Source organism: Candidatus Pelagibacter sp. uisw_098, assembly GCF_059512505.1.
Map to the genome: position 1 here is coordinate 798,792 of NZ_CM183454.1, position 18,228 is coordinate 817,019.

Below are 18,228 nucleotides of genomic sequence, written 5' to 3' on the forward strand. Positions count from 1 at the left end.
TGATTTAATTTTTATCCTCAAATAAAATGTCAGTAATTTCAGACTGTGGTTTAAAACCTGGTACTATTTGAATTAAAATTTCGCGTACCATCTTATGATCAAAGGTATGATTTGCCTCCATTAGTTTATTCAATAATAGCTTTAACTCATTCCAAGTAAGCATTTCTTCTTGTGCACACATAATAAGTGGATTGTCTGTCTTACTTACATTGTCTCCTATTAACAACTCTTCATAGAGTTTCTCACCAGCACGCAGGCCTGTATAGGTAATCTGAATATCTCCATCTGGATTTAATTCATCTTTTACTTTTAGGCCACTTAGACGGATCATTTTTTTGGCCAAATCTTGAATCTTTATCGGTTTACCCATATCCAATACAAATAAATCCCCTCCTTTACCCATGGCACCCGCTTGAATTATAAGCTCTACTGCCTCTGACACTGTCATAAAATAACGAGTAATATTTTTATCAGTTACGGTAACTGGACCTCCATCCTTAATTTGTTGTTCAAATAAAGGAATAACAGACCCACTAGAACCTAGCACATTACCAAAACGCACTATGCTAAATTTTGTGCCCATTTGTGTGACAGAAAAAGCTTGCAATATAAGTTCAGCTGTACGCTTAGTTGCCCCCATAGTATTTGTTGGGCGTACCGCCTTATCTGTTGATATTAAAACAAAAGTCTCAACATTTAAATCAATTGCGACTTCTGCACAATTAAGAGTGCCGAATATATTGTTATCCACTCCCTCAGTATTGTTAAATTCTACCATTGGTACATGCTTATATGCTGCGGCATGATAGATTGTTTCTACATTAAAATGTTTAAAAATATTTTTAAGTCTGTTTTTATTATTAACACTGCCTAATATTGGGTAAATACTCAATGATTGTAAGTTCATATTAGATAATTCTTTTTCAATTATATAAAGCGACAACTCATTCATCTCATATAAAATTAATTTCTTTGGTTTTAAAAAAACTATTTGTCTGCAAAGTTCTGAGCCAATTGATCCCCCTGCACCTGTTACTACTACGATTTTATTGGTAATATTTTTTCCTAATAGATCTTTATTTGATTCTACCGACTTGCGTCCAAGTAAATCTTTAATACTTACTTGAAGTAAATCATTAATTTTTATTTTGCCTTGAGCTAACTCTGATAAGCCTGGTAGCATGCGCACAACAACTGGATAAGGTTCTAATTTATCAATAATAGTAAATCGTTTAGTACGAGAAATACTTGGTAGTGCGATTAACACTTCCTCAACTTTGAGTTTATCAATCAACTTACCTATAATCTCTACGGGATATATATTTAAACCACCGATATAATTACCTTGTAGCTCTTTAGCATCATCTATAAATCCAACTGGGTGATATTCTTTAGAGTTCTTCAGTGCTGATACCAACTGTATTCCAGCATTACCTGCGCCATAAATTAAAACTTTACGCTTACTTATGTATTCAGCATTATTATTACTTTTAAATTCATAATTAAGAATTGAAAATTTAATATTATTACTAAGCAAAAAACGTGCAAAAATTCTTACTCCTCCAATTATTAATATAGCTAATAACCAGTTAATTAATATGACTGACCTTGGAATTCCCTCTGCTCCAGATATTATAAATGCAACTAAACCCCATATAAATGCATACAAAGATACAGCCTGAACAATAGACCATAACGTCTTAAAACCTATATAACGAACAATTGCATGATATAAACCAAATTTTGCAAAAATAGGAATTGCAACCAAAGGTGCACCCAATATTATCCATACTAAATCGTTTTTTGGAAAGTACCAATATTCTAAACGTATTGAGAATGATGCTAATATTATTAACACAATCAAGGCAAAATCAATTGCTAGAATAATTAATTGTTTATTAATTCTTGATAACGAAAGTAATTGTTTAATCAACGAAATGTACCTTTCTTTTAATTGTTTTCAAAATGTCATCTAATAAAATTATAAGCATATTTTATAGATCTCATAATGTAGAATAAAATCATAAAATTAAAGTTAATTCTTTAATTGTCTTTGCAAAGAATCTACAAAATTTACCTCTTCAACATCTAGCCTTTTAATATATTCGAGATATACCTAAAAAAAATAATCAGAAGAGATAAAGCAAATCCAATAATCAAACCTATTGGTAACAAATGTGATTTTTTATTCGATGAGATTGTTATTTCTTTTTGATAGGATAGAGGCATTGCCCAATTAAAATTAGTTTGCTTTAACGATTTTATTTTTGATTGAATTAACTCTTCTTTGCTTAATAGCAAATTATAATCATCCATTCTTTCTGGGTAATTTAGTTGCTCTTTTAAATTAAGAATTTCAGCATTTAAAACTTTTATGCCCTTTAAGTATAAATTATTGTTATCCGCTCTATATTCATAGTTTTCAATCACACGAAAACCCACCCCTTCAATAGAAGCAATACTTTCGGCAGTTTTCAAAGCTTGTTGATGAGCAAACAATTGATTTATAATTGATCTTTTTTTACTATTTACCAAAATTCTTTTTTCATTAACAACATTAGCTAACTCACTTAGAAGTAAATTTTTAATTTGATTAATAAGTGTATCTTTACTTCTAAGACTGACGCTCTCTACATAATCGTCTAGCAAATTACTTCCTTTAATCTCTTCCGGATAGATCAACGTAATTGTAAAAATATTATTTTTAATGTGAGTTGATTCTAAAGAGGTTTGTTCTAAAAATTTATCTACATTACCTTCTTGTTTATTTGAAGGTTTTAAAAAGGAGTTTTTATTCGGGTATTTCTTTACAAAAGATTTGAAACTTGTTTCAGAAATAAGATCTTGTCTGAAGGTAAAAAAAAATTCTTTTTTTAAATTTTTAACATTAACAAAATTAATTCCATGGTCTGTTATTATTTTTAAATCTAATGACGAAGGCTCTTTTAAAATAAGGTTTGTTTGAAATTGCTTAGCTATAACTTTAGCTGGGATCATTTGATTAGCTATAAATCCAAAAATCCCAAAAAGTACAGTTAGCCCCACAATCAAAGTTTTATGTCTTAAAAGTGTTCTTAAAAGATCTAATAAATCGATTTCACTATCTTCTGATTTTTTTATAGAGTCGTTCATAAAGCTAAAATATGAAAGTTTTATATCTCACAATATTGCTAATCTCAAATGAAAAAGTTTGAGTATTTTTTGAATACTCAAATCAAAGTTTATTTTATACAATCTTATAAAAATATTTTTTTAAAATCTACCTTCTAAATTAATAATTTTTTTTTGGAGAATTTTGCTAATTATAATAATGCCTTTTTTATTGGGATGAATACCATCATCTTGATTATATTCAGGGTTTAATGCAACACCTTCTAATAAAAATGGGATATAATTTAAATTATATTTTTTTACTAAATTTGGATAAATGTCATCAAATTTTTTTTTGTAACTTATTCCGTGGGTAGTAGGTGCAATCATACCAGCTAATATTACTTCAACATTTTTTTGTATAGAAATCTGAATAATTTTTTCTAGATTTTTTTTAGTTTCATTAGGACTTAAACCACGCAACATATCATTTGCACCAAGTCCTATAATTAACAAGTCAATATTAGGTTCGGATAAGGTCCACTCTATTCTATTTAGTCCTCCTGCTGATGTGCTGCCTGAAACACTTCCATCAATAATTTTAATATCAAAACCCTTTTTATTGAGGTTTTTTTCTAACACTAAAGCCAAGTGATTTTCTTGTAAAAGACCATACCCAGCCATTAAACTATCACCGAATAAAACAACTTTATCTGCTGCATAGACGTTTATGGTTACTAGACAGAACGATATAATTTTAATAATAAAACTTCTATTCATGGAAACACTTCTTAAGCTAAAAAACGTTAATCTTAAATACCAAAATGGTAACGATACAATTAAGGTTTTAAAAAATATTGATTTAGAAACTAAGAAAAATGAGTCTATTTCAATAGTTGGCGAAAGCGGCTCTGGAAAAACAAGCTTAATTATGCTCGCAGGTGGCTTAGAGAAAGCAACTTCTGGTAAGATATTTTTTGAAGATCAAGAAATATCTAAAATGAGTGAAGATGAAGTTTCTAAAATTAGAAGAAAAAATATTGGGATTGTTTTTCAATCTTTCTATCTTATTCCAAATTATACTGCTGTTGAAAATGTTGCTTTAACTTTAGAATTAAATAATCTAAAAAATCCTAATGAACGAGCAAAAGAATTGCTTGATCGATTTGGATTAAAAAATAGATTTAATAATTTACCAAGCCAACTTTCTGGTGGTGAACAGCAACGTGTTGCTATTGCAAGGGCTATAGCCATGAAGCCAAAGTTAATCTTAGCAGATGAACCTACTGGAAATTTAGATAGTGAAAATTCACAAATGATTGCAGATATTTTGTTTAAATATATTAAGGAAGAAAAATCATCTTTAATTATGGTCACCCATGATCCAAAACTTGCGAATAAAGCAAAAAGAAAAATCAAAATCAAAGATGGAAAAATTGTCTAAGCTTTCAGAGTTCAAGTTAACTTTAATATATGCCTTAAGAGATTTAAGTAGAAATTATAAAAAAATTTCCAGCATTATTTTAACACTTTTTATTAGTTTGTTTATCTTAAGTTCAATTTTCACAATTGAAGATAGTTTGAACAAAGAACTAAATAATAACTCAAGAGCACTTTTGGGTGGTGATATTGAAATTGATTACAATCGTAATGTTGGCAACTTAGAATTAATTAACAAAGTTAAAAAGTTTTCTACAGTTTCTCAAATGGTTGAATTTAGTACTATGATCTCAACTACTAATAAGACAAAGAACAAATCAATATTTTCTAGAATTAAAACAGTAGATGAAAATTATCCACTATTTGGCGAAGTAGGTTACGAGCCTATTGGTGCATTTGAAAAATTACAAACTACAGAAAACACCATTCTTGTTAATGAAAACATTTTCAAAAATCTTAATTTAGAATTAAATGATATGATCAAGGTTCAAGACAAACTCTTTACTGTAATTGGTATTGTAAAATCTGTGCCTGATATTGGAGGTGCTTTTGTGTTTGGTGATTTTGCTTTAGCTGGAAAACAAACATTAGAACTATTAAAACTTAACAATCTAGGTAGCTTTTTAAACTATGAATATAAAGTAAGATTTAATGAGGGAGATAATCCAAAAATTTTATCTAAAAAGATTGAGCAATTATTCAAAGATGAAAAAAAGGTTAAACTTAGATATCATGAAAAATCTGACGGTCCTTTAAAGAGAATAATTGATAATTTCTCTCAATTTTTGTCCCTTGTATCAATTAGTGCAATGTTAATTGCCGGAATTGGAATTGCTAACACTCTGCTTTCTTTCATTAACCAGAACAATATGTCTATAGCCGTTAAGAAGTCTTTAGGCTTTTTTTCAAAAGATATTAAAATAGTCTATTATCTTCAATTACTCTTTCTATTATTCGTAATATCTACTGCCGCCTATTCTTTTAGTTTCTTTCTAGTCCCCATTGTTGATGTTTATTTATCAGCTGGCCTTGGGTTAAATATTGAAGGTAGTTTTTCTATCCTTAATTATTTCAAAGTTTTTTTAGTAGGTTTATTAATCTTGATCATATTTTCTATACCAACCGTTAATGCAATTGACCAGGTTAAGGCATCAAACTTGTTTAGAAATGTATTTCAAAACCTTCAATTTTATTATTCAAAGAAATCAATCATTTTAAGTCTATTACTATTATCAATTTTAATTTCTTTATTTACCATTGGTTCAGCTCGACCAATTTATAGCTTGGGTTATTTTGGGGCATTCTTTATTTGTCTGTTGGTGTTTTATTTATTATCAAACTTGATTATAAAATTATTTAAAGGACTTAATGAACATCCAAATATTTCAATTAAAGTATCTGTTAAAAATATTACTCAAACTAAAAGCATTACCCCTATAACTATTATGTCCTTAGGTTTAGGGGTCACATTATTATTAACTTTAGCGTTTGTTGGTTCGAACTTTAAAAGAGAAATTGCAAAATCTATACCGGAGCTTGCTCCTGATTATTTTTTCATTGGCATTCAAAGTGATGAAAGACAAATATTTGAAGATTTAATTTTTGATATGGATAAAGAGGCTAGTCTTGAAATTGTACCCATGGTCTCAACAGGTATTCTAAAAATTAATGGAATAGATCCAAATACTTATATCGATTCAAGTAATGATAGCCACTGGGTAATTAGAAATGACAGAAGGTCTTCTTGGGCTGATAAAGTTTTAAAAGATAATCCGATTGTAGAGGGTACGTGGTGGGATTTAAGTAGACCTGATAAACTTCAAATTTCACTTGATAGTAAAATTGCTAAAAATTTTGATATTAAAATTGGTGACATTTTTACTTTAAATATCTATGGTCGTGAAATTGAAGGTGAGATTGTAAATTTCAGGTTAGTAGACTACAGAGATTTTACTATTAACTTTGCAATGCTATTAAACCCCCAATTTGCAAAAAATATACCTCACGAATATTTGGCCACTTCAAAGTTTAAAAGTTTAGAAAATTTTAATGAAACTGCTTTACTAGATAAAATGCCTAGTCTTTCTATTATAAAAATCACTGATTACTTGGAGAAAGTAACAGATCTTTTAAACAAAGTATTTATTGCTGTAACCGTTATCTCTGCAATAACTATAGTCATTGGTTTAATTGTCATATCTAGTGCAATTATAGTTCAGGGTAAAATTAAAGAATTTCAAAACTTAATATTCAAAATTCTAGGTTTTTCCAAAGTTGAGGTTGTACTCTCTTCAATTATTGAGTTTTTTATTATATTCACATCCATAATTTTAATAGCTCTATTTTTTGCGGTCATAGGTTCGCAATTTATCATTGAAAATATTTTTCAAATCACTTGGAAGTTTGATTTAGCAATATTTTTGCAGGTAACTATTGGGATTGGATTAGCTACATTAATCTTAATTATGATTACTAATTTTAAGTATTTAAGCCCTAAAGTTTATCCACTTATAAGAAATCAATAACTAAATATCAGATCGAGATCTAAACCTCTCAAATATTAATCTTGTTTTAACTCCAATATTTAAAAATGGTTGTGATGGTAACCAGGTAGGCTTATTTCTAGATTCTATTATATTAATTTCATCACTATCTTCGTTGCTTGCTTTAATTGCTATCTGTTCACCAAATAAGGTTCCAACACCAATACCAGAACCATTATAACAACCTGCTACAAAAACATTATGATCAATTTTATCAAAAATTTGTGAACTATTTCTTGTTCTAGATACAATCCCAGACCAACTAGATTCAATAATATCATCTGCTAAACTTGGAAATCTTTTTTTAATTCCAAGTTTTTGATTTAAAGATCTTTTATCTAAACCTGATTTAGACATTTTAAAAGGACTATGAACTTCTGCAGTATTTCTAATTAAAATTCTTTTATCTTTTGTCATTCTAATAGTTGCACCCATTGGTCTAACAGGTAGCACACCCCATTCTTTAGGCTCACCAATAAACTTATATTCTCTATCAGTTAATATTCTTGTCATGCTTGCAGTTAAAGTTAAGGGGAAATTATAATTATTTTTTATACCAAGTGATTTTAAAAACCCATTTGTGCAAAAAATAATCTTTTTAGTAATTATTTTATGATTTTTAAATTTACAAATAATTGTGTCACTATTTTTTGACCATTCATTTAGCTGAGAATTTTCAAGCAACTCAACATTATCTGGCAAAGTGTCAATCATTGCTCTTACAAGTTTTCCTGGATGTAATAAAATTCCTCCTTTAGTATAAAGTGCTAAGTTATAAAAATTCGTACCTAATCTTTTACCTAAATCATCTTTTTCTAAAATATTATGTTCAAAGTTTAATTTTAACAAAGTTTTGCTAAAATTTTCCAATATCTTTCTGTCTTTTTCATTTGATGAGGCAAAATACTTTCCACTTTCATTCCAATCACAATCTACCTGATGCTCTTTAATAAACTTTTTAACAACATCAATTCCTAATTTATAAATGTCTGTTTTCTTTTTATAATTGGAAAGCTCTTTATTGGAGGTGAAACCATCATTAAGGGTAGTATCGACTAAATAACCTGAGTTCCTTCCACTTGCACCCTCACCTGCTAATTGAGCATCAACAATAATAATTTTTTGATTAGGATGAAGTTCTGATAATTTTCTAGCAGCAGATAAACCTGTGTAACCAGCACCAATAATTAACCAATCACAGGATTTATCTTTATCTAAAGTTTTTATATTAGATCTTCTATCAAGGTCATTAATCCAACTACAACCAATATCATTAACTACATTCATGTAGTTACATTATGACAGATAGGATATTTTTAAAAGATCTTAAGATACCAAAGAAGGTTGCTTAATCATGTCTTCTTTATTGATCCCTGCAACTTTAACTGGTCTTTTCATGGCATCTCTTCTGAAAGGTTCACCCAATTCTTGGTTAAGAATTACTTCAATAAACGTTGTAATTCCTTTCTTTTGATCCTCGCATGATTGCTTGATAGCAGCTGTAGTCTCTTCCATAGTTCGAACAGTAACACCTTTTAATCCGCAAGCATCAGCAACTTTTGCATAACTTAATTCAGGATCAAGTTCTGTTCCAACAAAATTGTCATCAAACCATAAAGTAGTGTTTCTTTTTTCAGCTCCCCACTGGTAGTTTCTAAAAATTACCATTGAAATTGCTGGCCATTCTGGTCTTGCTACTGAACTCATTTCGTTCATGCTGATACCGAATGCACCGTCACCTGCAAAACCAATTACTGGAGTATCAGGACATCCAATTTTTGCTCCAAGAATTGCTGGAAAGCCATAACCACAAGGACCAAATAATCCTGGTGCTAAATATTTTCTACCTTTTTCAAATGTAGGGTAAGCGTTTCCAATTGCACAGTTATTTCCAATATCACTTGAGATAATTACGTCATCAGGCATTCCTGCTTGAATTCCTCTCCATGCTTCTCTAGGAGACATTCTGTCTGCATCTCTTTTTCTAGCTTCTGCATTCCAAACAGTACCTTCATCATCATCTTCATGATCTAGACTTGATAACTCTTGTAACCACGCAGATTTAGTTTGGTGAATTGTATTTTTTCTCTCTTCTCTATTGGTATCCCCCGCTGTTGGAGAAAGTTGAGCTAAAATTTGTTGAGATACTAATTTTGCATCACCACAAATACCAACTGATACTTTTTTAGTTAAACCAATTCTATCTGAATTCATATCAACTTGAATGATACTCGCATCTTTTGGCCAGTAATCCATTCCGTAACCAGGTAGAGTTGAGAAAGGATTTAATCTTGTACCAAGTGCAAGAACGACATCAGCTTTCTTAATTAATTCCATTCCAGCTTTTGATCCATTATACCCTAATGGTCCAGCAGCTAGTGGATGACTTCCCGGGAAACTATCATTATGTTGATACCCTGAACAAACTGGAGCATCTAATTTTTCAGCTAATTTTTTACAATCTTCAATCGCTCCACCAATTACAACACCCGCACCAGATAATATTACTGGAAACTTAGCGTTTGATAATAAGTCAGCTGCTTTTTTAATTGCATCAACTCCACCTGCTTGTCTCTCAAGTCTAACAATTGGAGGAAGATCAATATCAATTACTTGTGTCCAGTAATCTCTTGGAACATTTATTTGTGCTGGAGCTGATCCTCTGATCGCTTTTTCAATTACTCTATTTAATACTTCTGCCATTCTTGAAGCGTCTCTAACTTCTTCTTGATAACAAACCATATCTTTAAATAAATTCATTTGTTCTACTTCTTGAAAGCCACCTTGGCCCATAGTTTTATTGGCAGCTTGAGGTGTTACTAATAATAATGGTGTGTGGTTCCAGTATGCAGTTTTAATAGGTGTAACAAGACCGGTAATTCCAGGACCATTTTGAGCAATGACCATTGACATTTTACCAGTAGATCTTGTGTAACCATCTGCAATTAATCCACCATTAGTTTCATGTGCAACATCCCAAAAAGTTATTCCTGCATCAGGAAAAATATCTGAAATAGGCATAAAGGCTGAACCAATAATTCCAAATGCGTGTTCAATTCCATGCATTTGTAAAACTTTTACAAAAGCTTCTTCTGTTGTCATTTTAGTCATAATAATTAGGCCTTCCTGCTTAAGTTGTTAAAAAATTTATAAATAATTTGTTAATTTTTAAGATTAATATATAAGAATAAAAAAATTTCAAACAAACAAATCGACACAATTATGGCTACAGACATTATTATACATGACGAAAAGGACAACGTTGGAGTAGTTGTTATTGATAAAATCACTGCTAAACAAGATTGCGCTTGCTGGATTATGGAAAATGATAAGACGGTTCAAATTCAATCAGTAGATGAAATTCAATTAGGACATAAAATTGCAATGGTTGACCTTAATGAGGGTGATACTATTTTAAAATATGGTCATGATATTGGAAAAGTAGTTAAATCAATCAAAAAAGGTGAGCATGTTCATGTTCACAATGTAAAAACGAAGAAGTGGTAAAAAATATGGAAATTCCAAAAAGTTTTTTAGGTTATAAAAGAGAAAATAGCAGAGTTGGCACTAGAAACCACGTAATCATCTTACCTGTAGATGATATCTCAAACGCTTGTGCTGAAGCTGTAGCAAATAATATTAAAGGTACAATGGCTCTCCCTCATTCTTATGGAAGACTTCAATTTGGTGCTGATTTAGATTTACACTTTAGAACAATGATTGGGACTGGAAAAAACCCTAACGTTGCTGCTGTAATTGTTATTGGGATTGAACCTAAATGGACAAAAAGAATTGTTGATGAAATTGCTAAAAGTGGAAAACCAGTTGAAGGATTTCATATTGAAAGAACTGGTGACATTGGAACAATCATGAAGGCTTCTAAAAAAGCTCAAGAATTTGCAATGTGGGCTTCTGAAAAACAAAGAGAAGAATGTCCTTTAAGTGATTTATGGATTTCAGTTAAATGTGGTGAATCTGATACAACATCAGGTCTTGCTGCTAACCCAACAGTTGGAAATTTAATGGATAAATTAGAGCCATTAGGAGTTCATTTATGTTTTGGTGAAACCTCAGAGTTAACTGGTGCTGAAAAGGTTTGTGCTACACGTGGTGCAACTCCAGAAGCTTCTGAAAAATTCATGAAAACATGGAGTGATTACAATGATTTTATTCTAAAAGAAGCAACAGATGACCTTTCAGATAGTCAACCAACTGCAGGAAATATTGCAGGAGGATTAACGACAATTGAAGAGAAAGCTTTTGGAAACTTCCAAAAAATTGGAAATTGTAAGTTTATTGATGTTTTAGAACCAGCTGAAGAACCTACTAAAGGAAAAGGATTATACTTTATGGATACTTCATCTGCAGCAGCAGAGTGTATTACACTTCAAGCAGCTGCTGGATTTAACATTCACTTATTCCCAACAGGTCAAGGTAATATCGTAGGTAACCCTATAGAGCCTGTTGTTAAATTAACTGCCAACCCATTAACTGTAAAAGGCATGGGTGAACACATTGATTGCGATGTATCAAAAATTTTATCACGAGAGATGACTATGTCAGAAGCTGGTGATGAATTAATCAAATCAATGATTAGAGTTGCTAATGGTAGATTAACTTGCGCTGAAGCTTTAGGACATAAAGAGTTTGTTATGACAAAACTCTACCGTAGTGCGTAATTTTTCTAAAGTTCTCAACTCATAGTGTTTAAAAATATAACAAACATTACTCCTGGTATTGTCTTAGCTTTAGTTTTTTGTTTATTTTCTCAAGGGATAAACAATGTAATTGCGATTGAATTATTTAATACCACTAAAAGCCCAATTTCCACTGCTATGATTGCAATACTACTTGGCATTGTTATGGGAAATGCATTTACACCTAGGCCAGGTATGATGTTAGGATTAGACTTTACTCAAAAGTATATTTTAAAATTAGGGATAATTTTTTTAGGTATCAGGTTAAGTTTTGGAGAGTTTATTAAATTTGGAACCATTGCTATTCCTTTGATTATTGTATGTATATTAAGTGTACTCATCCTTGTAAAATTATTGATTAAAAAAGTACCTATTTCGTCAAGAATGTCTTACCTAATAGCTATAGGTACGAGTGTTTGTGGTGCAACTGCCATAGTTGCGACGGCTCCTGTTATAAATGCTAAAAAAACTGAAGTGGCCTATGCAATAGCAAACATTACTTTATTTGGTGTCATTGCAATGCTTGTCTACCCATATTTTGCAGAATGGTATTTTTATGGCGAACCATTAAAGGCTGGTTTATTTTTAGGAACTGCTATTCATGAAACTTCTCAAGTGGCTGCTGCTGGATTGATCTATGATCAGCAATTTAACAGTCCAGAGACATTAAATGTAGCTACAGTTACAAAATTAATAAGAAATACTTTTTTAGTTATTATGATTCCATTATTTGCTTTTTTATATAATCGAGGTAACGTTAAAGATAAAGGTTATTCTATATTAAGTATTTTTCCATATTTTGTAATTGGTTTTATAGGAATGATAGTTGTTAGGAATATTGGAGATCAAGTATTTACAGTAGAAAATTCTAATTTTGAAACATGGAAAAACTTTATAGGCTACCTTAAGAGTTTAGCTACGGTCTTTCTAACTATGGCGATGGCAGCTGTGGGTATATCTATTAATATAAATGAGCTAAAATCAATGGGCTATAAACCATTTGTTGTAGGTTTAATTACAGCTATAACTGTTGGAATTGTTAGTATTATAACCTTAGAGATTTTTTTTAAAACATTTTTATATTAAACGCTTGTAGCCTGATTCATAACAGAAGTAATTGCATCACTTGTTTTTTGAATCTCATCTTTAGTTAAAGTTGGGTGTACTAAAAAAACTAAAGAAGTTTCTCCTAATTCTTTAGCATTAACTAATCTCTCTTTGGGTCTAAATTTGGTATTATCAAATGCTTTTTCTAAGTACACCTCAGAACAAGCTCCAAAATAACACGGCACGCCCAATGCATTTATCTCTTTAATAATTCTATCACGATTCCACCCATTTTTTAATTCCTTTGATTCAACAAAAACGTAACATTTATAAGCTGCATGTTTAATATAGTCAGAAATACTTGGCACACGCAAACCTTTACATTGCCTAGCAGAATTCCATATTTTATTAATATTACTAATACGCTTAGCTTGCCAATCGGGCATTCTTTTTAGTTGTATTCTTCCAATTATTGCTTGCATTTCAGTCATACGCCAATTCGTTCCAAATGATTCATTTAACCATCTGAATCCTGCTGGGTGCTCTCGTTCATACACAGCTTCATAGCTCTTACCATGATCTTTATAAGCCCACATCTTATTCCATAAAGATTTATCATTAGTAGTGACCATGCCACCCTCACCTCCTGTTGTCATGATTTTATCTTGGCAAAAACTCCAACAACCGATATTTCCAATTGAGCCAACAGGTTTGTCTTTATATTTGGCTCCATGAGCTTGCGCACAGTCTTCAATAACATATAAATTAAATTCATTAGCTAAATCCATTATATCATCCATTTCACATGGCCAACCAGCTAAATGTACACAAACAATAGCTTTAGTTTTGCTATTAATTAAAGATTTAATAGATTCAACTTTGATATTTTGGGAATTCAAATCAACGTCAGCAAAAATAGGGATTGCACCAGCATTTACGATAGATGAAACTGAACTAATATATGTGCGAGAGGTGACAATCACTTCATTGCCTTCACCAATATCCAAAGCTTTCAACGCACCGTCTAAAGCTTGGGTTCCATTTCCTAGAGCTATCGCATATTTAGAATTTGTCCAAACTGCAAACTCTTTTTCAAACTCACGACATTCTTCACCAGTCCAATAATTAACTTTATTTGATAACAGAACATCACGAACTGAATTAGCTTCCTCTAAGGTAAATGAAGGCCATGGAGAAAATTGACTATTTATCATTATTTAATTTACGTGTTACTTTAGCGGGTACACCAAAAGCAACTACATTATCTGGAATATCTTTATTAACTAAACTATGCGCACCAATTATAGAGTTTTTGCCAATTGATACACCCGGAAGAATGACTGTATGACTTCCAATTCGACAATTATTTTTTAATACCACTTTCCCTGAAGAATTATCTATAGTAGATACGGAGTAAATAGAGCAATGTGATCCAATTTGCACCTCATCTTCAATTATGACTTTATATTTAGCGTTAATATAAGAAAAAGCACCAATATCAGTATTAAATCCCAAATCTAAACCATCTAAATTTTGCACAACCCAATTATATTTTGTTGGCTTTCCCTCTTTAATAATTGGATATTTCCAATTATTAAATCTATCACTTTTCACCATCATTACCCTTAAAGCGTTCTACTGTAATTTGACCAGTCTGGTTTATTCCTTCACGCATTATTACTTTTTTTACTGTTAGGCATAATATCCTTATATCTAGCCAAATAGACTGGTTGTCAACATACCAAACATCTAAATTAAATTTTTCATTCCAACTAATTGTATTACGGCCATTAATTTGTGCCCAACCTGTAATACCTGGCCTAACTTCATGTCGTCTAGCCTGTTGAGTGGTATATAAAGGCAGATACTCTATTAATAACGGTCGAGGACCAACCAAACTCATATCACCTTTTAGCACATTCCATAGTCCAGGTAACTCATCTAAACTCACTGATCTTAAAAATTTACCGAATGCAGTCAGTCTGGCTTCATCCAATAATAATTTTTTATCTGTATCGAGCTGATTTGTCATTGTTCTAAATTTGATAATCTTAAATATCTTTCCATTCAATCCAGGACGAGATTGTTTAAAAAATATTGGAAACTCTAATTTACTTATAAGAATTAATGTAATTAATATTATTACAGGTAAAAAAAGTGATAATAGAAAAAAGGTAATAAATAAATCAAATATACGTTTCATTACTAGTATTGTTAATATTGTTTATAAAAATATATCAAATAGTTTTTTTAAATTCATCTTTTAAATTTAACCAAAAAGAATTTTGTTCATATTTCATTATAATTTTATCTCTGACATTGCTCTTTATGTAGGAATAAAATTTCTTATCAGTTATACACTTTTCTATTCCATCTTTTAAACTGTTTATATCTTTCATCTTTATAAGCAAACCTGTTTCATTATTATCAATGATTTCATTACATCCATTTATATTTGTTGCTAATAAAGGAATACCAAAACTACCTGCTTCGATTAATGAATTTGGCAAACCTTCTCTGTAAGAAGGAAGTACAAATAAATCTGAAATAGATAAAAAATCTCTAATATCACTCTTAAAGCCCACATTTATGATCGACTCCATGCTACTTATTAAATCTTTAGTTTCATCATCAATTCTATTCAAATTATCATCATAGTCTCCAACTAATAAAAGTTTTAAGTTGGGATATTTTTTTAAAAGTAATACAAATGATTCTACTAATTCATTTATTCCCTTATCTCTGACAATTCTTCCAAGAAATGTTATGACAAAATCATTATTAGAAATATTATGTTTTAATCTAATGAGTGACTTTTCTTCATTATTGAGCTTATCTTTAAAATATTCTGTATCTACACCATTAATTGAGCCTTGCCCTACAACAGTTATTGGTAAAGAGGTCAAATTATCATTGATATATTTTTTTAATCCAAAACTATTACAAAAAATTCTAGTAGAAAAAAAATATGTTAATCTTTCAATAAATTTAAGTAAAACTAGTTTCCAGCCAGTATATTCCATCAACGGTAAGCCTACAATATTATGAACTCTAACAGGTATTCTACATAGAAAAGATGCTAACATCCCTAAAAGCCCAGCTTTTGGTGTAAATGTGTAGACTATGTTTGGTCTTTCAATTGAAATATATTTATAGAGTCTGTATATTGCTTTTAAGTCTTGAATTGGGGTTATTTTTCTTGTCATATTTATAGACTTAAATTCTACACCTTCAAAATCTGATATTTGTGAATTGTTAGAAGAAAAAGATGAAACAAGTTTAACATTATAAAAATTACTTAAATACTTAGCCTGGCCTCGTATTAAAGTGGAAAAACTTATTGGTACAGATGTAATGATAATAATTTTTTCTGATTTAGCTAAAGACCTGGTTGCTCCTAGCCCAATAATATTAAGCATTTCAAAGTTAACTTTGCGGACATCATAACGCTGCTCAACAATCTTTCTGCTAGCTATACCCATTTGATTTAGTGACATAGGGTTTTGAATAAACCAAATCATTTTTTCAGCAAGTTTTTCTATAGATCCAACTGGTACTTTAAAACCATTAACATTATCTTCTACAGTCTCCTTGCAACCAACTCCATCAGTTGTAAGGATTGGCCGACCCATTGACATAGCCTCTAATATGCTTCTTGATATTCCTTCATGATAAGACGGTAATATAAAAATATTTGCACTCTTTATAAAGGGACGAACATCCAAAGTTGCACCTTTGTAATTAATATAGTCTGACCACTTCATAACTTCATTTAAAGATATTCCATCCGGGGACGTATCTTCAGGTCCAACTAAATTAAAAATAATATTAGGAAATTTTTTTTTTACAATTTTAGCAGCTGCAGCATATTCTCTTAATCCTTTTTCACCAAGTAATCGAGAAATACATAAAAAACTTACATTTTTTATGACAGGTGGTTCAAAATTGAATTTATCAATATCTACACCAGATCCATTTACAACAGATGTTTTTAATTTAGATATAATATTTTTTTCAACAAACAGATTACAATTTTCTTTATTGTGAAAAATAACCTCGTTAGCTTTTTTGAGTGCAGATTTGTACAAAATAGCAACTAATTTAGTTAATAATTTTCTTTTAAATGAGTCCCCTTGAAATGCGTAACCAACACCTGTAACCAAAGCATAAAAATTTATTTTAAAAAACTTTGCTGCTAACCCTCCATAAATAACTGGTTTTATTCCATACGATAAAACAATATCTGGTGACTGGGTCCAAAATATTATAACTAATTTTACAAACATATAAAAATCATGAAAAGGATTTACCTTATTCCTTTCAAAATTAAGTGTGATATTTTTTATTTGTTTATCTTTAAAAGTTTCTCGATATTGTTTTGAAGGTGCTGGTGATATTGTAATTACTTCACAATCTTTATTTTTAATTTCTTCAATTAAATCACCTCTAAAATTAATTAAAGAGTCATATATTGGTGCAATGATAATAACTTTTTTCATCTATTATTTATTATGACTTAATTGTTCTTTAATATAATCCTCTATTTGAATAAATATTTTTTTATCTAAAATTTTATTTAAAATTTTAATATTTGCAGTTGATTCTTTTAATTCATTTCTTGAAATATTTTTAGTAAATATTTTTATTTTGTATTTTGCAAAAGATTTAATTATACTTTTAACAGATCTTCCAATTCCAGTACCTATATTAACTACTTTAATATTTTTTATATTTAGGAGTTTTATATAAATATCAACAACATCATTAATGTGGATAAAATCTCTTATAGAGTTGCCATTATTAACAATTGTAATTTCTTGAGTAGTTTTTATTGCAAAAAAAATTTTACTAATAATAGAAAATTTATCATTACCTCCATACATATTAAATAATCTTGAAATAGTATAGTTAATTTTATTATCAGTAGAAAATTTTTCAATCATTTTTTCATTTGCAATTTTTAGTGACGCATATAGATTTAGAGGTTTTAGTTCATCTGTTTCAGTAGAAAATTTATTATTACCATAAACAGAACTACTACTTGTGTAGATAATTTTGTTTATCTTTATATCATTAATTAAAAAATAATTTAAAATTTTAGAAGTTAAACCAATAGAATTCATTATATATTCTTCTGCATTAATCATTTCATTTAATTTTATTGCTGGATGAAAATTATTAAATATTAATTTAATTTTCTGATTTTTAAATTCAGATAATATGTCAATATTATTTGAAATTTCTCTTGATGAAATAACTTTTGCATTCTTTAATTTTTCTAACAAATGATTAGATAAATTACTATTTCTGCCAATTATTATAATTTTATCATCCATATATAATTTTCTAGTGACTTTTTAAAATTTAAATTTTCAAAAATAAAATTCATTCTAAAATAAGACTATAATTCA

The 18,228-nt window shown here is 29.8% G+C and carries 15 protein-coding genes; 5 read left to right on the plus strand and 10 right to left on the minus strand.

Translation table 11 applies throughout. The annotated features are described in order from the left end of the window. Window positions 1-4 precede the first annotated feature (4 nt). From AC5YF9_RS04345 to AC5YF9_RS04355, 3 genes are all read right to left on the minus strand, one after another. Entirely contained in the window at window positions 5-1,933 is a 1,929-nt protein-coding gene (locus tag AC5YF9_RS04345) for a polysaccharide biosynthesis protein (protein ID WP_415303480.1), read from the minus strand. A 155-nt stretch (window positions 1,934-2,088) separates the two neighbouring features. Further along, window positions 2,089-3,132: a Wzz/FepE/Etk N-terminal domain-containing protein gene (locus tag AC5YF9_RS04350; RefSeq protein WP_415303481.1), complete on the minus strand. Its 1,044-nt coding sequence runs from the start codon at window positions 3,130-3,132 to the stop codon at window positions 2,089-2,091. Between the two features lie 120 nt (window positions 3,133-3,252). Further along, complete coding sequence (locus AC5YF9_RS04355; RefSeq protein ID WP_415303482.1) at window positions 3,253-3,870, minus strand: arylesterase; 618 nt, start codon at window positions 3,868-3,870, stop codon at window positions 3,253-3,255. On the opposite strand from AC5YF9_RS04355, the gene AC5YF9_RS04360 reads away from it, so the two are divergent. Both AC5YF9_RS04360 and AC5YF9_RS04365 read left to right on the plus strand, forming a co-directional pair. Next, window positions 3,869-4,534 (plus strand): ABC transporter ATP-binding protein, encoded by a 666-nt coding sequence (locus AC5YF9_RS04360; protein WP_415303483.1) that lies wholly within the window; start codon window positions 3,869-3,871, stop codon window positions 4,532-4,534. The genes AC5YF9_RS04355 and AC5YF9_RS04360 overlap by 2 nt on opposite strands. After that, window positions 4,470-7,055 carry an ABC transporter permease gene (locus AC5YF9_RS04365; RefSeq protein WP_415303484.1) on the plus strand — a complete coding sequence of 862 codons (2,586 nt, stop codon included), beginning with the start codon at window positions 4,470-4,472 and terminating at the stop codon, window positions 7,053-7,055. Before AC5YF9_RS04360 ends, AC5YF9_RS04365 begins: the two co-directional genes overlap by 65 nt. On the opposite strand, the gene AC5YF9_RS04370 is transcribed toward AC5YF9_RS04365, so the two are convergent. Together AC5YF9_RS04370 and xsc are read right to left on the minus strand one after the other, a co-directional pair. After that, window positions 7,056-8,360 carry an NAD(P)/FAD-dependent oxidoreductase gene (locus AC5YF9_RS04370; RefSeq protein WP_415303485.1) on the minus strand — a complete coding sequence of 435 codons (1,305 nt, stop codon included), beginning with the start codon at window positions 8,358-8,360 and terminating at the stop codon, window positions 7,056-7,058. It lies immediately after the preceding gene. Between the two features lie 39 nt (window positions 8,361-8,399). After that, a complete protein-coding gene (gene xsc / locus AC5YF9_RS04375) occupies window positions 8,400-10,184 on the minus strand; it encodes a sulfoacetaldehyde acetyltransferase (protein WP_415303486.1) in 1,785 nt (594 codons plus the stop codon). Between the two features lie 111 nt (window positions 10,185-10,295). On the opposite strand from xsc, the gene AC5YF9_RS04380 reads away from it, so the two are divergent. The 3 genes from AC5YF9_RS04380 to AC5YF9_RS04390 are packed head-to-tail and all read left to right on the plus strand — an operon-like array spanning window position 10,296 to window position 12,856. Further along, a complete protein-coding gene (locus tag AC5YF9_RS04380; protein WP_415303487.1) occupies window positions 10,296-10,580 on the plus strand; it encodes a UxaA family hydrolase in 285 nt (94 codons plus the stop codon). Between the two features lie 5 nt (window positions 10,581-10,585). Further along, on the plus strand, window positions 10,586-11,752 hold the full coding sequence (locus AC5YF9_RS04385) for a UxaA family hydrolase (RefSeq protein WP_415303488.1): 1,167 nt from the start codon (window positions 10,586-10,588) through the stop codon (window positions 11,750-11,752). Between the two features lie 24 nt (window positions 11,753-11,776). Continuing rightward, on the plus strand, window positions 11,777-12,856 hold the full coding sequence (locus AC5YF9_RS04390) for a YeiH family protein (RefSeq protein WP_415303489.1): 1,080 nt from the start codon (window positions 11,777-11,779) through the stop codon (window positions 12,854-12,856). Here the strand turns inward: AC5YF9_RS04390 and AC5YF9_RS04395 are convergent. From AC5YF9_RS04395 to AC5YF9_RS04415, 5 genes are read right to left on the minus strand one after another with little or no spacing between them, the layout of a single operon-like run. Beyond that, a complete protein-coding gene (locus tag AC5YF9_RS04395) occupies window positions 12,853-14,031 on the minus strand; it encodes a DegT/DnrJ/EryC1/StrS family aminotransferase (protein WP_415303490.1) in 1,179 nt (392 codons plus the stop codon). The two genes, AC5YF9_RS04390 and AC5YF9_RS04395, sit on opposite strands and share 4 nt — an antisense overlap. After that, on the minus strand, window positions 14,021-14,437 hold the full coding sequence (locus AC5YF9_RS04400; protein WP_415303491.1) for an acyltransferase: 417 nt from the start codon (window positions 14,435-14,437) through the stop codon (window positions 14,021-14,023). Before AC5YF9_RS04400 ends, AC5YF9_RS04395 begins: the two co-directional genes overlap by 11 nt. Next, complete coding sequence (locus AC5YF9_RS04405; RefSeq protein ID WP_415303492.1) at window positions 14,421-15,020, minus strand: sugar transferase; 600 nt, start codon at window positions 15,018-15,020, stop codon at window positions 14,421-14,423. Before AC5YF9_RS04405 ends, AC5YF9_RS04400 begins: the two co-directional genes overlap by 17 nt. A 34-nt stretch (window positions 15,021-15,054) precedes the next feature. Then, a complete protein-coding gene (locus tag AC5YF9_RS04410; protein WP_496169835.1) occupies window positions 15,055-17,316 on the minus strand; it encodes a glycosyltransferase family 4 protein in 2,262 nt (753 codons plus the stop codon). Window positions 17,317-17,319: 3 nt separating this feature from the next. Next, window positions 17,320-18,153, minus strand: a complete 834-nt coding sequence (locus tag AC5YF9_RS04415; RefSeq protein WP_415303494.1) for an NAD-dependent epimerase/dehydratase family protein — start codon at window positions 18,151-18,153, stop codon at window positions 17,320-17,322. Window positions 18,154-18,228 lie beyond the last annotated feature (75 nt).